Origin of the sequence: Porticoccus sp. Uisw_050_02 (assembly GCF_047729555.1) — a bacterium.
GTDB lineage: Bacteria > Pseudomonadota > Gammaproteobacteria > Pseudomonadales > Porticoccaceae > Porticoccus.
Genome location: NZ_CP159825.1, coordinates 225,583 through 243,668, shown reverse-complemented (window position 1 = coordinate 243,668; position 18,086 = coordinate 225,583). Strand labels below are relative to the sequence as shown.

At 39.5% G+C, this 18,086-nt stretch carries 19 protein-coding genes and 1 other RNA gene; 6 read left to right on the top strand and 14 right to left on the bottom strand.

Annotated features, from left to right (window positions below):
- Positions 1–160: 160 nt before the first annotated feature.
- The 4 genes from dapB to grpE form a co-directional block, all read right to left on the bottom strand.
- A complete protein-coding gene (gene dapB / locus ABXT41_RS01165; protein ID WP_415391012.1) occupies positions 161–979 on the bottom strand; it encodes a 4-hydroxy-tetrahydrodipicolinate reductase in 819 nt (272 codons plus the stop codon).
- Positions 980–1,084: 105 nt separating this feature from the next.
- Positions 1,085–2,200, bottom strand: coding sequence for a molecular chaperone DnaJ (gene dnaJ / locus ABXT41_RS01160; protein WP_415391011.1), 1,116 nt, complete (start codon positions 2,198–2,200; stop codon positions 1,085–1,087).
- Between the two features lie 157 nt (positions 2,201–2,357).
- The gene (gene dnaK / locus ABXT41_RS01155; protein ID WP_415391010.1) at positions 2,358–4,301 is read right to left on the bottom strand and encodes a molecular chaperone DnaK; all 1,944 of its coding nucleotides are present in this window, start codon (positions 4,299–4,301) and stop codon (positions 2,358–2,360) included.
- 105 nt (positions 4,302–4,406) lie between these two features.
- A complete protein-coding gene (gene grpE / locus ABXT41_RS01150) occupies positions 4,407–5,012 on the bottom strand; it encodes a nucleotide exchange factor GrpE (RefSeq protein ID WP_415391009.1) in 606 nt (201 codons plus the stop codon).
- A 189-nt stretch (positions 5,013–5,201) separates the two neighbouring features.
- Here grpE and recN point away from each other — a divergent pair, with 189 nt between their 5' ends.
- Positions 5,202–6,881 (top strand): DNA repair protein RecN, encoded by a 1,680-nt coding sequence (gene recN / locus ABXT41_RS01145; RefSeq protein ID WP_415391008.1) that lies wholly within the window; start codon positions 5,202–5,204, stop codon positions 6,879–6,881.
- A 15-nt stretch (positions 6,882–6,896) separates the two neighbouring features.
- Here recN and fur read toward each other — a convergent pair whose 3' ends face one another.
- On the bottom strand, positions 6,897–7,301 hold the full coding sequence (fur, locus tag ABXT41_RS01140; RefSeq protein ID WP_415391007.1) for a ferric iron uptake transcriptional regulator: 405 nt from the start codon (positions 7,299–7,301) through the stop codon (positions 6,897–6,899).
- A 74-nt stretch (positions 7,302–7,375) separates the two neighbouring features.
- Here fur and ABXT41_RS01135 point away from each other — a divergent pair, with 74 nt between their 5' ends.
- Positions 7,376–7,786, top strand: a complete 411-nt coding sequence (locus ABXT41_RS01135; protein ID WP_415391006.1) for an outer membrane protein assembly factor BamE — start codon at positions 7,376–7,378, stop codon at positions 7,784–7,786.
- Between the two features lie 112 nt (positions 7,787–7,898).
- Here the strand turns inward: ABXT41_RS01135 and ABXT41_RS01130 are convergent, their stop codons facing one another.
- Genes ABXT41_RS01130 through ABXT41_RS01120 form a run of 3 tightly spaced genes read right to left on the bottom strand, consistent with a single transcriptional unit; the run spans position 7,899 to position 10,092 of the window.
- Positions 7,899–8,246 (bottom strand): RnfH family protein, encoded by a 348-nt coding sequence (locus ABXT41_RS01130; RefSeq protein ID WP_415391005.1) that lies wholly within the window; start codon positions 8,244–8,246, stop codon positions 7,899–7,901.
- Entirely contained in the window at positions 8,246–8,680 is a 435-nt protein-coding gene (locus ABXT41_RS01125) for a type II toxin-antitoxin system RatA family toxin (protein WP_415391004.1), read from the bottom strand. Before ABXT41_RS01125 ends, ABXT41_RS01130 begins: the two co-directional genes overlap by 1 nt.
- On the bottom strand, positions 8,680–10,092 hold the full coding sequence (locus ABXT41_RS01120; protein ID WP_415391003.1) for a sodium-dependent transporter: 1,413 nt from the start codon (positions 10,090–10,092) through the stop codon (positions 8,680–8,682). The genes ABXT41_RS01125 and ABXT41_RS01120 overlap by 1 nt, the downstream gene beginning before the upstream one ends.
- Before the next feature lie 141 nt (positions 10,093–10,233).
- Between ABXT41_RS01120 and smpB the strand changes: the two genes are divergently transcribed.
- From smpB to ABXT41_RS01100, 4 genes are all read left to right on the top strand, one after another.
- The gene (gene smpB / locus ABXT41_RS01115) at positions 10,234–10,713 is read left to right on the top strand and encodes an SsrA-binding protein SmpB (protein ID WP_415391002.1); all 480 of its coding nucleotides are present in this window, start codon (positions 10,234–10,236) and stop codon (positions 10,711–10,713) included.
- Positions 10,714–10,790: 77 nt separating this feature from the next.
- Positions 10,791–11,166, top strand: a transfer-messenger RNA (tmRNA) gene (gene ssrA / locus ABXT41_RS01110).
- A gap of 97 nt (positions 11,167–11,263) precedes the next feature.
- On the top strand, positions 11,264–12,532 hold the full coding sequence (locus ABXT41_RS01105) for a tyrosine-type recombinase/integrase (RefSeq protein WP_415391001.1): 1,269 nt from the start codon (positions 11,264–11,266) through the stop codon (positions 12,530–12,532).
- Positions 12,533–12,725: 193 nt separating this feature from the next.
- Positions 12,726–13,019 (top strand): hypothetical protein, encoded by a 294-nt coding sequence (locus tag ABXT41_RS01100; RefSeq protein WP_415391000.1) that lies wholly within the window; start codon positions 12,726–12,728, stop codon positions 13,017–13,019.
- Between the two features lie 270 nt (positions 13,020–13,289).
- On the opposite strand, the gene ABXT41_RS01095 is transcribed toward ABXT41_RS01100, so the two are convergent.
- The 6 genes from ABXT41_RS01095 to ABXT41_RS01070 form a co-directional block, all read right to left on the bottom strand.
- Positions 13,290–14,747, bottom strand: coding sequence for a DUF5906 domain-containing protein (locus ABXT41_RS01095; protein ID WP_415390999.1), 1,458 nt, complete (start codon positions 14,745–14,747; stop codon positions 13,290–13,292).
- Between the two features lie 463 nt (positions 14,748–15,210).
- Positions 15,211–15,555 (bottom strand): hypothetical protein, encoded by a 345-nt coding sequence (locus tag ABXT41_RS01090; protein WP_415390998.1) that lies wholly within the window; start codon positions 15,553–15,555, stop codon positions 15,211–15,213.
- A gap of 28 nt (positions 15,556–15,583) precedes the next feature.
- Positions 15,584–16,036: a hypothetical protein gene (locus tag ABXT41_RS01085; protein WP_415390997.1), complete on the bottom strand. Its 453-nt coding sequence runs from the start codon at positions 16,034–16,036 to the stop codon at positions 15,584–15,586.
- 16 nt (positions 16,037–16,052) lie between these two features.
- Positions 16,053–16,772 (bottom strand): MORN repeat-containing protein, encoded by a 720-nt coding sequence (locus tag ABXT41_RS01080; RefSeq protein WP_415390996.1) that lies wholly within the window; start codon positions 16,770–16,772, stop codon positions 16,053–16,055.
- Positions 16,772–17,353: a hypothetical protein gene (locus ABXT41_RS01075; RefSeq protein ID WP_415390995.1), complete on the bottom strand. Its 582-nt coding sequence runs from the start codon at positions 17,351–17,353 to the stop codon at positions 16,772–16,774. The genes ABXT41_RS01080 and ABXT41_RS01075 overlap by 1 nt, the downstream gene beginning before the upstream one ends.
- Positions 17,353–17,592, bottom strand: coding sequence for a hypothetical protein (locus tag ABXT41_RS01070; protein WP_415390994.1), 240 nt, complete (start codon positions 17,590–17,592; stop codon positions 17,353–17,355). Before ABXT41_RS01070 ends, ABXT41_RS01075 begins: the two co-directional genes overlap by 1 nt.
- Positions 17,593–18,086: the final 494 nt, after the last annotated feature.

Below are 18,086 nucleotides of genomic sequence, written 5' to 3'. Positions count from 1 at the left end.
AAAAGCGAGGTGAAACAACTTGTTTCACCTCGCCTCTACAATGCTAGATTACATTCACCTAATATACGGGTTTAGGGTGTTAAAATAGTGCTAACAAATATATTATTATAGTAGGCGAACGGTTGCGGGCTGTCCAGAAAATACTTGCCCAAAAACCATCTTATCGTTTGAGGTCGAGCACATCCTGCATGTCGTACATACCGTTTTCTTTGTTCGCTATCCACTCAGCTGCCCTAATAGCTCCTCGAGCAAACGACATGCGACTAGAGGCCTTGTGAGTAATTTCAACCCGCTCGCCTTCAGCAGCAAAAATTACAGTATGATCTCCTACAATATCACCCGCCCTTATTGTTGAAAATCCAATAGTTTTTCGGTCTCTGGCCCCTGTTTGTCCTTCACGTCCATACACTGCAGCTTTTTTCAAATCTAGACCTAATGCGCGTGCAGCAATTTCGCCCATACTCAAGGCAGTTCCTGATGGTGCATCTATTTTATGTCGATGATGGGCTTCACAAATCTCAATATCAACTTCATCCCCCATGATCCGAGCAGCCAGATCAATTAATTTAAAGCACAGATTTACGCCTGTACTAAAATTAGAGGCCATACATAGCGGTATTCTTTCTGAAAAAGAGAGTAATTGGGTTTTTTGACTATCCGTAAACCCGGTTGTTCCGATCACAATACTTCTGTCTTTCTCGGCACAGAGCTTTGCATTTAATAGCGTGTTCTCGATAGAGCTAAAATCAATTAGCACGTCAAAGTTATCGATCACATCTCTGATATTCCCAACTAATGGAACGCCTAGATGACCAGCGCCTGCAAAATCACCTGCGTCCGACCCCACAAGTGTACTGCCTGGCTTCACGATAGCAGCCGCCAACAGAGTATTAGGGTTAAGCGTTGTAGACACAATCAAGGCTCTACCCATTCTCCCAGCAGCACCAGTTATTGCAATTCTAGTAGAGTTATTTTTCATAACGTCAATAATCTTATTTTAGAATTTTCAGAACAATAAAATTTTATATTAAGCATTCTATTATGGCCACTTTAATACAATCACATCAACATTACCTATCAATAACTATATAGTAAATCCATCAAAGAATTTCTTTACACCTTTAAACCAAGAAGCTTTTTTAGGCGAATGCTGTCCCCCATTCAGACTTTCCTGCAGCTTACGGAGTAATGTTTTCTGTTTGCTATCAAGATTAACTGGGGTTTCTAGTATTACTGTGCAAAATAAGTCTCCGACCCCAGAACTTCGAACGGTTGTGACGCCTTTGCCCTTGAGTCTAAATGTAGTGCTAGTTTGAGTTTCCTGAGGAACTTTTAATTTAACAGGCCCTCCCAATGTGGGGACCTCTATCTCATGCCCCAAAATAGCGTCAATAACACTTATCGGCAATTCGCAGTATAAATCTCGTCCATCCCTTTGAAAAAGATTATGTTTTCTAACATTCATCTGTACATATAGATCTCCAGATGGGCCTCCTTCTGGGCCAGCTTCACCTTCCCCGCTAAGACGGATTCGATCTCCGGTATCAACTCCTGGTGGCACTTTTACGGAAAGAGTTTTACTCTCCTCAACACGTCCTTGTCCTCGACAACCTAAACACGGGTCGCTGATAACCTTTCCACGACCGTGACATTTCGGGCAAGCTTGCTGCACAGAAATAAACCCCTGTGACATTCTTACTTGACCATGACCAGCACAAGTACTGCAGGTGCTAGGAGAAGAGCCTTTTTTACCCCCAGACCCATTACATTGCTTGCATGCACAAAGGGTAGGTATCTTAATTTTTACTGTCTTGCCCTTTATTGCATCTTCTAACACCATATCTAAATTATATTGCAGGTCTGACCCGCGCATTGGTCCGGCACGCTGTCGGCCTCGAGACCCACCAAAAATATCCCCAAAAACATCACCGAAAATATCACTGAAATTTTCATTACCACCATAACCCCCAGCGGAACCGGCAGCAGCATGGCCGTACTGATCATAAGACGACTTTTTTTCTGGATTCGAAAGCACCTCGTAAGCCTCGGAGGCCTCCTTGAACACATGATCCGCATCTTTGTTATCCGGATTACGATCAGGGTGATTTTTCATCGCTATTCGGCGATAAGCTTTTTTTATATCTTGTTCAGGCGTATCTCTTGATACACCAAGGACTTCATAATAATCACGTTTAGACATTTGCTATCTACTTCTGTATGTAAATTTTTCTGCCAAAGACAGGGGTTAAGTCAGCTCGATGCTATTTTTCTGTAATTCAAACATAGCAAAGCGCGAGACTAGCCCGCGCTTGCAATCGACAATACTATACAATGAAAGTATACGCTTAGCCGAAGACTTACTTTTTATCATCTTCTTTTTCAGGCTCAGCATCCACCTCTTCAAACTCAGCATCTACTGCATCATTAGTATCAGCAGAAGACTCTGTTTCTTCTTCGGAGCTTTCTGCTTCTGCAGCAGCAGCCTGCTCAGCGTAAAGTTTTTGGGCAAGGACGCTCGAAGCCTCAGAAAGTTTTGCGGCAGCAGCATCTATGGCTTCTTTGTCGTCGCCTTTAACAGCAACTTCAACTTCTTTTACAGCAGCCTCAATAGCTTCTTTTTCTTCATCTGTAGCTTTATCGCCTGCCTCTTGAACAGTTTTTGTGGCCGCATGAGCGAGTCCATCTGCAGCATTTCTCGCTTGCACTAACTCTTCAAATTTTTGATCTTCAGCGGCATTCGCTTCTGCATCGTTCACCATTCCTTCAATTTCCTCATCAGACAAGCCAGATGAAGCTTTAATCACAATAGATTGTTCTTTGCCTGTAGCCTTATCTTTTGCGTTTACATTCAAAATACCATTTGCATCAATATCAAAAGTTACTTCAATTTGTGGCATCCCTCTCTGAGCAGGGGGAATATTAGCCAAGTCAAAACGACCCAAAGACTTGTTGCCTGTCGCTTGCTTTCTCTCGCCCTGAACAACATGCACAGTTACAGCTGTTTGATTGTCTTCAGCCGTAGAAAAAATTTGTGATTTTCGCGAAGGGATCGTTGTATTCTTCTCAATTAGTGGAGTAGCTACACCACCCATTGTCTCTATACCTAAAGTAAGCGGAGTAACATCCAGCAGCAATACATCTTTCACATCACCAGCAAGCACTGCACCCTGAATAGCCGCCCCCATAGCGACCGCTTCATCTGGATTTACATCTTTACGAGGCTCTTTACCGAAAAAAGTACTAACCTTTTCTTGTACCATCGGCATACGTGTTTGACCGCCAACGAGAATCACATCATCGATATCCGAAATAGATTTCCCTGCATCTTTCAGAGCCATCTTCAAAGGCGCCATAGTGCGCTCCACCAGCTTATCAACCAAAGACTCAAGCTTTGATCGAGTTAGCTTGACTACTAGATGTTTTGGCCCAGTAGCATCAGCAGTTATATATGGCAGATTGACTTCTGTTTGCTGGCTAGAAGAAAGTTCTATTTTAGCTTTTTCTGCAGCTTCTTTAAGACGCTGAATAGCCATAGGATCCTTAAGCAAGTCAAAATTATTTTCCTTCTTGAACTGCTCGGCTAAGTACTCAATCAAACGCATATCAAAGTCTTCGCCGCCTAGAAAAGTATCTCCATTCGTTGAAAGGACTTCAAATTGATGTTCGCCATCTACGTCAGCAATTTCAATAATAGAAATATCAAACGTACCACCACCTAAATCATAAACAGCGATTACACGATCACCTGGGGTCTTGTCCATCCCATAAGCCAATGCAGCAGCAGTGGGCTCATTAATAATTCTTTTAACATCAAGTCCAGCAATTTTTCCGGCATCTTTTGTTGCTTGTCGTTGAGAGTCATTGAAATATGCCGGCACAGTTATCACTGCTTCGGCAATAGACTCCCCTAAGTAATCTTCTGCAGTTTTTTTCATTTTTTTAAGAATTTCAGCAGAAATCTGTGGGGCAGCTCGTTTCTCACCATTTACTTCGACCCAAGCATCACCATTGTCTGCCTTAACAATTTTGTAAGGCACCATCTTAATATCTTTTTGAACTACATCATCTTCAAAGCGACGGCCAATCAAACGCTTTACTGCGAACAACGTATTAGCTGGATTGGTTACTGCCTGACGTTTTGCAGACTGTCCAACTAAAATCTCACCACCATCAACAAACGCAACAATAGATGGCGTGGTGCGAAGACCTTCAGCGTTCTCTATTACTTTTGGTTTATTGCCTTCAAGTACAGCAACACAAGAGTTGGTAGTACCTAAGTCAATTCCTATAATCTTACCCATGGTTTTTTCTCCGGGATTAACATAACTTCAAATTCAAAAATCATTTCTAATTAATAATATTGGCCCATTGTCGAAAATTTCAACCTTTGCCTTATTATTTCTTTGTTAAATATTATTTTTTTCAGCCCCTGCTACTACAACCATAGCAGGACGAACCAAGCGATCATTCAGGGTGTACCCTTTTTGAAATACATCTACAACCGTATTAGGGATTGATCCAGGCATTTCAAGTATACTCATAGCCTGATGAAGCTCAGGGTCAAACACTTCGCCCTTAGGGTCTATCGGCAACACCTTGTATCGTGCCAAAACGTCCTGAAAGCTTTTTAGTGTAAGCACTACGCCTTCAGCCAAAGACTTAAGATCTTCTTTATTCTGATCAATACTTTGAAGTGCCCGCTCGAGGTTATCGACAACGGGCAACAGTTCAGCTACAAATTTATCTAATGCGTATTTGTGAGCATTTTGAACATCGCGTTCTGAACGACGCAGAATATTTTGCATCTCCGCCTGATTCCGCAAAGATTCATCTTTGGCTTCCAGCAGATCTGCTTCAAGCTTGGCAAGCTGTAGCGATAAATCCGACTCTTCATCAACAATAGGATCTATTGACTCTGGCTGCTCTGAAGAAACTACTTTAGATTCGTCCGTCACGCCATCGATAGCATCATCAACAACCTCGCCAGATTTTTTATTTTTCTTGCCTGCCACAAACAACCTCCTTGATACTCACTTTCATTAAATTTAAACCAAGCTAAAATCATACAAAAGCCTAAAGTCTCATCTAGCTATGTATGCTTATATTGGGTCATCAAAAAAAGTTTCAAGGGCAGACGCATCAGAAAAATCTGTATAAGATTAACAATATGATCTTCATATTAAATTAACACGAGAACGATTTTGCTTTTAACGCTAATTGTCAAAAATTTTACTTTAGTGGAGTATCTTGAAATAGACTTCAGTAAGGGCATGACTGCCCTAACAGGGGAAACTGGTGCAGGAAAATCTCTGGTAGTCGATGCGCTATCGATGGCGCTAGGCGACAGGGCAGACACTGAGCAAATCCGAAGCACAGCCGAAAGGGCTGAAGTCTCTGCAGTTTTTGATGTCAGCAAGGTGCCTCATGCCAAAAAATGGCTCAGTAGCTATGATTTTGATGCTACAGATGATGAATGCGTACTCCGAAGGGTTTTAACGAAAGAAGGTCGGTCCCGCGGCCATATCAACGGGCAATTAGCCACAATGCAACAGTTGCGGGAGTTCGGGGAAACTCTTATTGATATTCACAATCAGCATGAGCATCAATCACTGCTTAGGCGCGAAACCCATTGTTATATTTTAGACAATTTTGCTGCTTGCCTTAACCTAACAAAAAAAACCCAAGAGTTTTTTTATCAATGGATTTCTGCTCAAAAAAAACTCACAAGACTTGAAAGCATGTCTGCAGAAATAGTCGCATCTCGAGAGTTACTTTCTTTTCAGGCTGAAGAACTTGATGAGCTTGGTATTTCTGAAAATGAGCTAGAGTCACTTGAACAAAAGCAAGTAGTACTTTCAAATGCAGAATCAATAATCACAGACAGCCGATCGCTTCTTCAAATATGCTCGGAAGAGGATCACTTTAATCTTGAAAAAGCTCTAAATAGCTCTCTGCAAATACTACAAAAAATTCCCACAAAACCAGCTGCTCTGGAGGAAGCTGAAAGATTGCTTGTGAGCGCGCAAATTGAAATTCAAGAGGCTGGTAGGGAAATTCAGCAACACCTAAATAACTTTAATGCTGAACCAGAAGCACTAAAAAAAATAGAGGCCAGGCTTAGCGAGGTATATCAATTAGCAAGAAAATATAAAGTCTCGCCAGAAAAACTCTACCTCAAAAATAAAGAATTAAAAGATGCATTAAAAGATCTTTCAATAAGTCACGATGAAGAAATACTTCTTAGAAAGCAAACAATCGAACTGCATCAAGATTACCTGACGGCAGCCCAACAGTTGACCAAGAAAAGGAGCTTCGCAGCCAAAAAACTTGCCGCAGCGATACAAGAGCAACTTGAGCTGCTTTCTATGTCTGGTGCGCAATTTATAACCAATCTCACGCCACTCGCAAATGATAAGTTTGGTGCGCATGGTCAAGAGAATATTGAATTTCTCATTAGCGCAAATCCAGGAGAGCCAGCGAAAGCTCTTACTCGTGTTGCATCCGGCGGCGAGCTATCTCGAATCAGTCTTGCTATTCAAGTAATAGCGGCCAAAAATTCATCTATTCCAACACTCGTATTTGACGAGGTCGATGTAGGAATTGGCGGCGCTACCGCTGATATAGTAGGAAGAATGCTTCGTCTGCTCGGACATCGAGGTCAAGTCCTTTGCATCACCCATCAACCTCAAGTGGCAGCTCAAGCTCATAACCATATGCTTGTAAGTAAAAATACGGAAAAAAATATTACATATAGCAATATAACTACCTTATCTGGCACTGAAATAATACATGAAATTGCACGAATGCTTGGGGGGACTAACATTACGACTACAACCTTAAGCCATGCGAAAGAAATGATCGAATCAAATAAAGAAATCTGATTTAGCGATAGTAAGCTATTTTTTTCTTACATAGAGAACTAGGCTATGGCAAACCAGCTCAAATCCGTTATCAACAGCAATGCTTTTTTGTAGCTCTTCAATTTCAGCGCTATGAAACTCAACCACTTTTCCGCTATCAACATCAACCATATGATCATGATGGCCGCCGCGTTCAATTTCATAAACCGCAGGGCCATTATCAAAGTTATGTCGCATTACAAGTCCTGCAGTTTCAAATTGAGTCAAAACACGATACACCGTAGCAATTCCAACATCTTCCCCGGCTTCGATGAGCTGACGATAGATATCGTCGGCGCTTAAATGAGATTCAATGGAGCTCTCTAAAATGTTTAATATTTTAAGCCTAGGGGCGGTGACTTTTAATCCTGCATCACGTAATTCACTATTTTCGTCATTCATTCCTTTCTAAACCCTTCTATAGATAGATTGTATTCTGTATTATCAACCGTTGATGTAATAACGGAAACCCCATAATGCATTTATCTGCAAAAATACTATGCTATTTAGTCTTGGTTCTGGCTATACCTGGATGTTCGAATTTTTCTATGCCAAAAATGCCAACATTCGATCGCAGTCTTATTAAGCTACCGGAAGTATACAAATTTGACATACAACAAGGTAACGTCATCGATCAGACTATGATTGATCAGCTCAAACCGGGGATGACGAAATCTCAAGTAAGATTTATTATGGGAACACCACTCGTCGCAGACACCTTCAATCAAGATCGTTGGGATTATTTTTATAGCTTAAATCCAGCAAAGGGCCCAGAGGTTAGAGAAAGAATGGCCATTTTTTTCAAAGAGGACAAACTAGTAAGTCTTCGAGGTGATTTTATGCCCAATCCAGAACAGACCGAAGAAACGATTACTCCAGACAGCTAATCATGGGCTCATGCCACATACAAAACCGGCTAATATGCTTGGCGACTGGTAAATTCAGTTAAATCTATCTGAGAATAACAAACCCAAGCATCGTATCTGGTCCAGCAATCCTTTAGTCTGAACTTTCAAGATTTCTTATTTTTGACGTGCTGGCCGCTTTTTCTGCGCGACGTCGTCTGATTTCTTTTGGATCAATAATGAGCGGCCTATATATTTCCACCCTATCCATCCGCTCAAGCACTTGATCCTTTGGTGGTTTTAAACCTTTGGTGCCAAGCGTTTTCCCAAAAATGCCCATTTTTACATTCTCAATATCTATCTCCGGAAACTGCGCGGTAATACCAGATTTTTTGACCGCCTCAAATGCTGTTGTTCCACTAGGAACCTGTAGCTCTATTATCTGCTGTCTCGCTGGCAATGCATAAGCAACCTCAACCGGAATTAACTCTTTTTTCGCCATTAGCCATATACCTCTTTTGCCCTACATGCTAAAGCATCAACAAGATTATTAGCTACTAAAGTAAACAGCTGGTTTGAGGCTAAACTTACAGAAAAATTATTAAACTCAAACTCCAAATCCAAAGACACTTTGCAGGCATCTTCGTTCAGCGCCTTAAAAGACCACTCTCCTAAAAATTTGCTGAATGGACCTTCATCTAAAGTCATGCTAATACGCTCTGGTTCATACAAGGTATTATGAGTTGTAAAACTTTGTTGTAGAAAACCTTTCTTCAAATCCAGTCGAGCCAGCATAAAAGATTTATCTTGCTTGAGAATTTTGGCACCCACACAATTTTTCATATACTCGGGATAACAAGCCACATCATTAACTAAATCAAACATCTGTTGCGCCGAGTAGGCCACCAAAGCCGTCCGATTGATGGCTGTCAACATTACGTCATTCTCGGGTAAATACCCATAATAAGCACAGCCGCCACAGCCAAAGGCGAGATATATCGTACAGTCCACCGCCAAACACAGGATAATCCTTGATTGTCACCAGATAGTTCCTCTTGAACCATTTTTTCTTTTACAAACCAACCAATAAAAATTGCCACAAATATCCCCGTTAACGGCAACATGATGTTAGCAGTAATAAAATCTATTAGTTCAAAGAAATTAAACCCAGCAATTTTTACTTCGGTCCAGATATTAAACGAGAATACGCTACCTAACCCAACAACCCAAGTAACCATGCCCAATAATAAACTTGCTGTGATTCGACTAAAACCCTTCGATTCAACCAAGTGGGCTACAGCTGGCTCAATCAGTGAAATTGATGAGCTCCATGCTGCCAGACTGACTAGCACGAAAAAAATAGTTCCAAAAAATAAACCGCCTAACATATTACCAAAAGCTACGGGTAGGCTAACAAACATTAATCCAGGTCCTGCGCTAGACTCAATACTAGGATTTGCAAAAACAATGGAAAAAATAACTAACCCTGCGATCAACGCTACCAATGTATCCAAAACACCTACCATGAGCACATTTGAGAAAACTCCAGTATTGCTTGGCATGTATGCTCCATAGACCATCATTGCCCCCATTCCGATGCTTAATGTAAAAAAAGCATGCCCCAGGGCTACCAATACTGACTGCCATGTAAGGGATCCAAAATTAAACCCAAACAAAAAATTAAAGGCACCAGTGAGATCTCCTTGCTGATAGCCAAATACTAATAAGCCTATCAATAGCAAAAACAAAAGAGGCATCAGGATTTGAGAAGCCAAGCCCAAGCCTTTATGTATTCCGCACATAACAACAACAACAGTCATCAACATAAATAACGATTGCCAGAAAATCAATTCATTCTTATCTTTCATCAGGTCATCAAAAATAGTGCCGGCTTGTTCAGCAGTTACATCCTGAAAGACTCCGGAAATCATATATTCGATGTAATTAAGGGCCCAGCCAGCAATGACCGAATAATAAGACAATATCATCAGTCCGGCAGAAACACCCATCCAACCAATAACGCCAAAACTTTTGCTCGCACCAGACTCTTTAATTAAATTTCGAATGGTATTGATAGGGCTTTGTCTACCCATGCGCCCCAATGTCACCTCAGCAACCATAATTGGGAGAGCTACAATTGCAATGCATGCTATATACACAAGGACAAATGCACCCCCACCATTCTCGCCTGCAATATAAGGAAATTTCCAAATATTTCCCAAGCCTACCGCAGAGCCAGTAGCTGCCAGAATAAAAGTCCAACGGCTAGCCCATGTGCCATGCAGGCTTCCTTGGGTGTTATTTTTATTGTTCTGAGAGGGAGCTTCGGGATGAGAATTTTTCAACATTAATCCTGCCTAATTTTTAAAAATTTAATTGTACCGACAAATTGGGCGGTTAAAAACCAATCAAGCTACACTATTTATTTTTCATCTTAACATACAAGAAAATCATAGGAGCTTGCTCCGTCACTCTCTATAATCATGCTTATGGGAAAACAGCCAAAAAAAATACAGAAAAACCCGATCATTGCTCAAAATAAAAGAGCTCGCCACGACTATCACTTAGAAGAAAAATTTGAAGCTGGATTAGTCCTGCAGGGATGGGAAGTAAAAAGTTTGCGGGCTGGAAAAGGGCAGCTAGCGGATAGTTTTGTGTTGCTGCAAAATGGTGAGGCCTATCTCATGGGTACCCATATAGCGCCATTAAATACGGCTTCAACCCACTATGTCACCAATCCTGGTAGAAACAAAAAACTCTTATTGAACAAAAAAGAACTGTCTCGCTTATTTAATGCCGTTAACCAAAAAGGGCATACATGTGTTGCGTTATCTATATATTGGAAAGGGCACATTGTAAAATGTGAGATTGCTTTAGCAAAAGGCAAGCAAGCTCATGACAAGCGTGCCTCCGAAAAAGATCATGACTGGCAGCGCCAAAAACAACGAATCATGCGACACAACGTCTAGTCTAGCTCGTTTTTTAAATTTCTTGCCCAATAACTTACATCAGATTTGTCGATACCTGTGTTAATATAATTTCTTAAGGGGGCGTTCTGGATTCGACGCCGGTTACAAAACCCAAGGTGCATGCCGAGATGGTGACCAATCTCGTTAATCCAAAGTCGCAAACTATTAGTTGCCAACGACGACAACTACGCACTCGCCGCCTAAGAAACGGTAGGGAGCCATCTGACTGGAGCCGTGCTTGTGCGTCCAGAGTCTTTCGGGGCTATCAGGTGTCATACTCATAAGATCGTGATGAAACTTGTCTGGGGTAGACTCACTAAAAACTTACTGGAATCGTAATTTACGTACCCTGCCAGCCGGGTTGTGAATTATTAAATTAATGACTGAACTAAGCATGTAGAGCCTTCGGCAGAGGACTGACGGACGCGGGTTCAATTCCCGCCGCCTCCACCAATATAGTTAAAGCCCAGTTTATAAGGGCTTCAAAGAAACACTCCCACAAAGATTGGGAGTAGAATTGGGAGTAAGATGGGAGTAAACTTCTTCCACTATGAAATACGTTATCAAGAAAGATAAACGATGGTACTGTCGTATCGTTCCTAAAAGGCATCTGCTTGCATTCCTTCCTATTAAAACCAAAGAATATATTAAGATATTAAAGGCTAATACTGCTAGTGAAGCTGAAACGCAGGCTATCCCTATCATTAATAAATGGTTGAACGAAATCAATCGTGCTGCTGAGCAGTTTGATAAGGCTAATACACCAACACTCGGTGCAGAAGAAATATTAAGAACCAAGCACACAGCTAGTGAAATCACAGACGAAGAATACGATATTGTCCAAAGGTGGATTGATTCAAGCGATAGCTATGAGGAATCAAAAGAACGAAAAGCCGTAGTCAAAACTAAGAACGCAATCTTAAGCAGCGCTTATGTTGCAGAACACAGAAAATCATTAAAGCATCTAAACCCTAAGACAGCAGAGCAACGCATCAGCAGGTTACAAAAACAATTCATTCCTAATTTCAAATATCTGAGTGCAACCACCACCACAGAGCTTAGTATCCAGCAGTGGGTTGACAGCTATACTGAGCTTGAGAGTCCACCTAGTCATCAGACCTTAAGTCAATATTATCAATCGGCAAGACTCTACATTAAATGGTTGCGTAAGAAAGGCTACTTCAAACTACCTACTGATGTATTCCAAGAGATAGAGCTACCAGATGAAAAAGAGCTGACGCCCAGAATCCCTAGAAAATCATTTAAGGATGATGAGCTACGACTGATACTTGAGAATATAAAAGATAATGAGTTAAAAGATTTGACCTATATCGCTATGTACACAGGAGCAAGGATAGAAGAAATAATGCAGTTGAAAGCAAAAGACTTACAAGAGTTAGATGATGGCTATCTGGTTCAAATTGTTGATTCAAAGACTAAAGCAGGAATCAGAGAAACACCTAGCTCAAAACATATCAACCAACTTATTAGAGAACGAATAAAAGATAAACAACCAAACGACTACATATTCCCAAAAGGTTCTAAGAATAAATATAAAATTAGAAGTGATAATTACAGCAAAGTCTTTGGTAGATTAAAAAAGAAACTAGGCTTTACAAGAGATTATGTTTTTCATTCTATTAGAAAGACTGTAGCAACCAAGCTAGAACAAGCTGGTATTCCTGAAAGTGTTGCTAGTGATTGCATTGGTCATGAGAAGCTAACGATGACTTATGGTTTGTACTCTGATGGTTCTAGTTTAGAACAAAAGCGAAACGCTATTGACTCAATTGAATACAGCGTTAACAAAAAGACATAGTACAAATCAAATAGACTGCACTTACTCCTGTATTACCATAAATTCTCCTTTCATATAAACTTCCTAAAAGTACAGGAAATATGTATCTATATGCTTCCCTATTATTGCTAATCAAGTCATTGATATTTTAAACACTAAGAGTAATATAACTTTTGGGCATACTAAATATAATTATAAAAAATGGGTAATAGTTATGAAGCTCTTAAAGTTATTAATAGGCTCGTTAATATTCTGTTTTATGATTTCAGGTAATGCATTTGCTCTAGAGAAGCTAAATGTTGAGCAATCACTTGTGCAGCCTAATTGTGCAACAGAAGCACAATCTGCAATCTCTGCTTTATATGCAGACGTAGATAAATCAAAGCCACTTGAACTAGCAATTGGCTCATGCGGTTTCAAACCTTTCAAACCACTAGGCTGTAAAAATGGTAGAGCTGTTTGTCAGTGCAGAAGTAATAGCTGTGAGTGGATTTGGTATTGTGACTAAGCTAGTAATTAGTTAGTTAATCTATTTCCTAAGGAAGTTGCACCACCCTACGGGAATCTAATGGGGGGTGCTAGGTACGCTAGGTCGGCTAGGTCTTGCTATCACTGAGTTTCAGGGTGCTAGGTTTGTGCTAGGTTTGGGCTAAAATTGCGTAGGTTTTTAAAAAGGCACTCAATTCACCACGAGAAAGATACGATATTAGTAATTAGCACCACCAAATTAATAATAAATACTTCCAAATCTCATGATGAATGAGTGGGGAAAAACTAGTTAAACTGGCTTAATCCATTCCTTCTTCTCGTGATAAGTAAAGAAACCCTCCCAATTACTGTGTTTATAAAGTTTAGAAGAACCACTTGTTGTTATTAGTGAAGGGGGTGAGCCGTTAGCTCTTTCTATCAGGCAACCATCACGAAGGTAAATCTGAATACCAACTTCACCTGAATGCCTAGTGGTACGTTTCCAGCGCTGTCTTCCTTCAAAAGGAACTAAGCCTACTTCTCTAAGCTTGTGATTCAGAGAACGGGGTGTAAGGCGGTTTGGTATCATGAGGTGATTAAATTCTTCAGCAGACCAAAAAGGTTTCTCCTGTTTGAGTCTCATCTCATATTGTATTTCAGCAATCACTGGGCATGATATTGATAATAAAATATCACGCTTTTCGTCTGTCATCATTGCTGATGAAGCTATATTGAAATCACTGATATCTCTTTGCTCTAGTAAACTGGCTATAGCTTGGTAACCCCCTTTATTCTTTAACCAATTATCAAATCTATTAAAATACTCATCCTTATATTCGGGTGATTTAAAGTTGTGTTGGAACTTACTCACGAAGAATCTTCTATCGTTTTGCTCTAAGAACGTAGGTGGTGAGTTGGAGAACATCATTAAGTTTGCAGGAATTTCATAGGTAGCAAAGTGAGTATTTTTCCTATCACTCTCGGTCGTAGATTGCCCTGTGAAGCCCTTAATCTTACGAAATAGATTGCTATCAACCCGCTTCTTTACTTCCTCTACAATGAGCCATTCCTTACGCCAGACATCAACAGAAGAACCAGATTCTAGCTTGCTTTCATCAAGCACAGTAGTGACAGCAGATTGACCGAATACTTCTTTGATAACACCACCAACGAAAGAAGATTTTCCCATTCCACCTAGTTCACCATAAAGATAAACAGCTACATGAGGCTTCTTGAAATGACATGTATTTCTGTTTTGATATTTGTAAGCGAGTAAATCCAGAAAGTAACCCACCTTTTCTTGACTGCCCATCATTGTTCTTAAGAAATCACAGAAAGGTTGAACATTACATGGTGGATAAACAGGTCTTACTTTAGATGGCTTCCAGAGGTTAGGGTAATACCTTCCATCTTGATTGATGACAGCATGCTGGTTGGGTCTGTAATAATCTTTATCTAAGATAACTGAACAAAAGAAGCATTTGTTATCTATTAAATTATCAGCCCATTTGATTATATGAGCTTTATCTCCAGTATAAGCATCGGGATATTTCCCTAATAAATGGAGGGTCATATCTCTTAATTGATATTTATTAACCCCTCGCCTTACATCATGCAGGCTATCGTAGTAATTAGTATTACCACCTGCGTCTGATATAACGAAGTAATGCTGCTGAAGATAATCAATTATCTTTTGCTCTTGTTTGAGCGGAGAAGGTTTAACATTAGAAATATTGGACGGTTCTATAGCGTGAAGTTTTGCATTCATAATTCTTAATTCCCTATTAAATAAATTGAGAACCTGCTATTGCAGAAGGCTCTGTTTAATCGTGCGTATTTATTTAAATGAGTTTTTAGTACGGTACTAAGACGACTGTCTTAATATTACCCCTAGCAAAAAAGAGTCATTTTCTTTCTTTACTTTTAAAGGTTGCCTCAACAGGTGAGTCCTGAAAGAACTAACAAGAGACCTCTAAATATCAGGTAGAGTTTTAGCTGTTTTACTAAAATATCTGATGCCCTAATTATATCATATTTCTACCATTATGTCAATATTAATATGGTTGTGATTGTAACCATAAATATGGAAAATAAATGTCTAAAAGGTAGGCTGTAAACTACTGATTTTATTGAAGTTTTTATTTAATTAACTCTTTTATTATATTGGTAAAATCGCTAAGAACAGTACCAGTGCTAGGTTTACTGATAATATATTTGTCCCTTTTTGTGCATTACTCTACAAAAATTGCAAAACTATAACTAGATGAACACGAACTACCCCATGACTGAGTCGTAAAATCACCTCCAGACTTTGCACCCATATTTATTGAATAGTTTGTTGACTGCATACCCGTTCTATCTCCATCTGAATCATACATAGAAATTTTTATACGCTTTTTTCCCAATGATTGATTGTTCCTATTCACCCACCTACCATCATAAGTACTATATAAACAACTAAGTTCTTTTATTACTAACCCTGGTATGTTTGTATTAAAAGTCTTAGCATTAGCATTAGCTATAAAGAATAATGTAGTTAGGGTTAGTAGTAGTGGTGTTAGTAGTTTTAGTTTCATTGTTTTTTTCTCTTCTTTTTAGTTATTATCACTTTCCGCACCAGTAAAAGGGATAGTTGGTAAGGCCCCTATCCATTGCGTAATATTTGCCATTTACCATACTCTCTTTTTGTTCCCTAAATATTCTTCTTTGATTCGTACTTGTATAGAAAACATTTTCGACCTTCAGATATTCCCAATTGTCTTCATCAAACACCTCAAGAGTTTCTTTTACAGTCCATAGCGATGCAAAGTTTGTATTCTTGGCAATCCATTCATCTTCGTGTTTTACCGTTTGGAGATAAGTATTCGTGTTAGATTCAGGATGCTGCAACAGGACTTTATTCGTATTTACATTAACTTTTATATTCATGTAACTTGATTTCTTGCAATTATTACATGACCTTGCATCAGCCTCAGTTGGACAATCATATACCGTTATTTTCTTTGCAAAGACTTGCGAGGTAATTAAGAGTAAACAGATTGTGAGTAGTATTTTCATTTCTTAATTCCTCTATCTACCATTCATACCAGGCCTTACCGTATCCCTTTTGCTCTAAGCAGGCTTCTTCAATCTTCTTAGCAGCATATTCAGTCCCTGCCTTACCTGCTTCTTTAGCACATTCAGTGCGAGCATTATTTTCTTTTCTATTTTCTTCTCTTCTACGGTGTTCAGCTAAATCATAAAGGTATTTATTATCAGCATATATACCTGATTCAACTTTGCCACTAGCCCAAGTGTAAGTGCCTTTGCCAGTTTTCTTATCATCCTTGAACTCACCTTTGTATATAGCACCATCAGCCCAAGTGAATGTACCCTTGCCATTTCTCTTACCATCCTTGTACTCACCTACGTATTTATTGCCATTAGCCCAAGTATATGTGCCATTGCCATGCCTCTTATTATCCTTGTACTCACCGACGTATTTAGCACCATTAGCCCAAGTAAATGTACCTTTGCCGTTAAACCTATCATCCTTAAATTCACCTACGTATTTTTCACCACTAGGGAAAGTGTAAGCGCCTTGTCCGTTTTCCTTACCATCCTTAAATTCACCTACATATTTATTGCCATTATCAAAAGTAATAGTGCCAAAACAGTTATGGTAAGTTTGGGTTTGGTCTTCAGGGCAAGGAGGTAGCTCACTAGCATAACTAGGAAGTGCTATTAGAATTACACTAGCATAACTAGGGAGTGCTATTAGAATTAGTAGTAGTGGTGTGAGGAGTGTTTTCATTAGTAGTTTCTACATTGCACTGTATTGTTAATATATTCGCATTTTTGGTTTTTTGGTGCTTCCATTGCCTCTCTATCTTTCTCTCTTTGTTTTTCTTCTTTCTTTGTATTTGCAAGGGATTCTCTATAGCTCAATTCTAAAGATGAAAAGGCTGTTGCAGCATCACCGATGGAAATTTCTTTTTTATAAAGTTTTATTGCGATAGCGTCCCTTTTATTTAACATACTTGCTCTAGCGTTACCAAGTTCATCAAGGCTATCAGTGAGTGAGACTGATTGTCCTGAACAGCATATTTTATAAGCCTCATAACCTTTTAAGTAAACAATTGCTTCGTCATCTGTAAGATATTCAGCATTCACCTTCTGAGAAACAGATGCTATCTTGATATGGAAAGGATGCTTTGAAGCAGGCTCGTAGAGTCCATACTTTTCAATTAGTGTCTTGTAATCTGAGTGCGTCATCCAGAATGAACTATCTTGAGTCTTCAGGTCTTTAACGTTCTTATATACATCCACAGCACCACATCCAGCTAAAGACATAACCAACAGTAGAAGCAGTGCAGATTTAATTAGTGTTTTCATTATTTATCTACACAGATATATTCTGAATTACATCTTGGTCTAATACACTGCATGTCAACGAGTTCAGCATTTTTACCTCTAGTTTCACAGTATGCTTGTGCACCTTCCAAAGCATTACCAATTCTACCTGTGCCATGTTCTGAAAAGACCTTATCTCCAGAAGTAGCAATAGGTTTAACTGCCCAGCACCCAGTAGCTAGAATTGCTATGAATGTAAGTGCTATTAGTTTTAGTTTCATTGTCTAACCCTATTCCTTTTTTTAAAATCATAATCCTAAAACTAAAGATTTCCTAATTTCAGCTTTTAAATGATTGGGTGGTTACTATATACATAGCCCAAGCTGAGAGACCCCCCCCGCCCCCCCTAAAACACGTTAACTAAGTAAAGGAGAGTGGGAGTTAGTTAGTTGTCTAGAGTAAGACACTAAACAAGGAAGGTAGTGAATATAGACAAAGATGTTTGGTTTCTAAGGAACTTATAACAAGGTAGTAGTAGCAACAACAACTAATACATTACCCATACCTGTTAAATGTAGGCTATTAGTGGCTCTTAGAGTGATAGCTTCCCCCCAACAACAACACATACTGCAATAATGTATGCTTTGAAAACATAGATTGTATTCCTAAGGGTCATTATATTGACCTTTAGGCACCCTTTAAAATTCAACCATTGATTACCCTTTAGGGCCTAATAGAGCATCTGTCTTATATTGATAGAGTGCCTTTGTTTCCC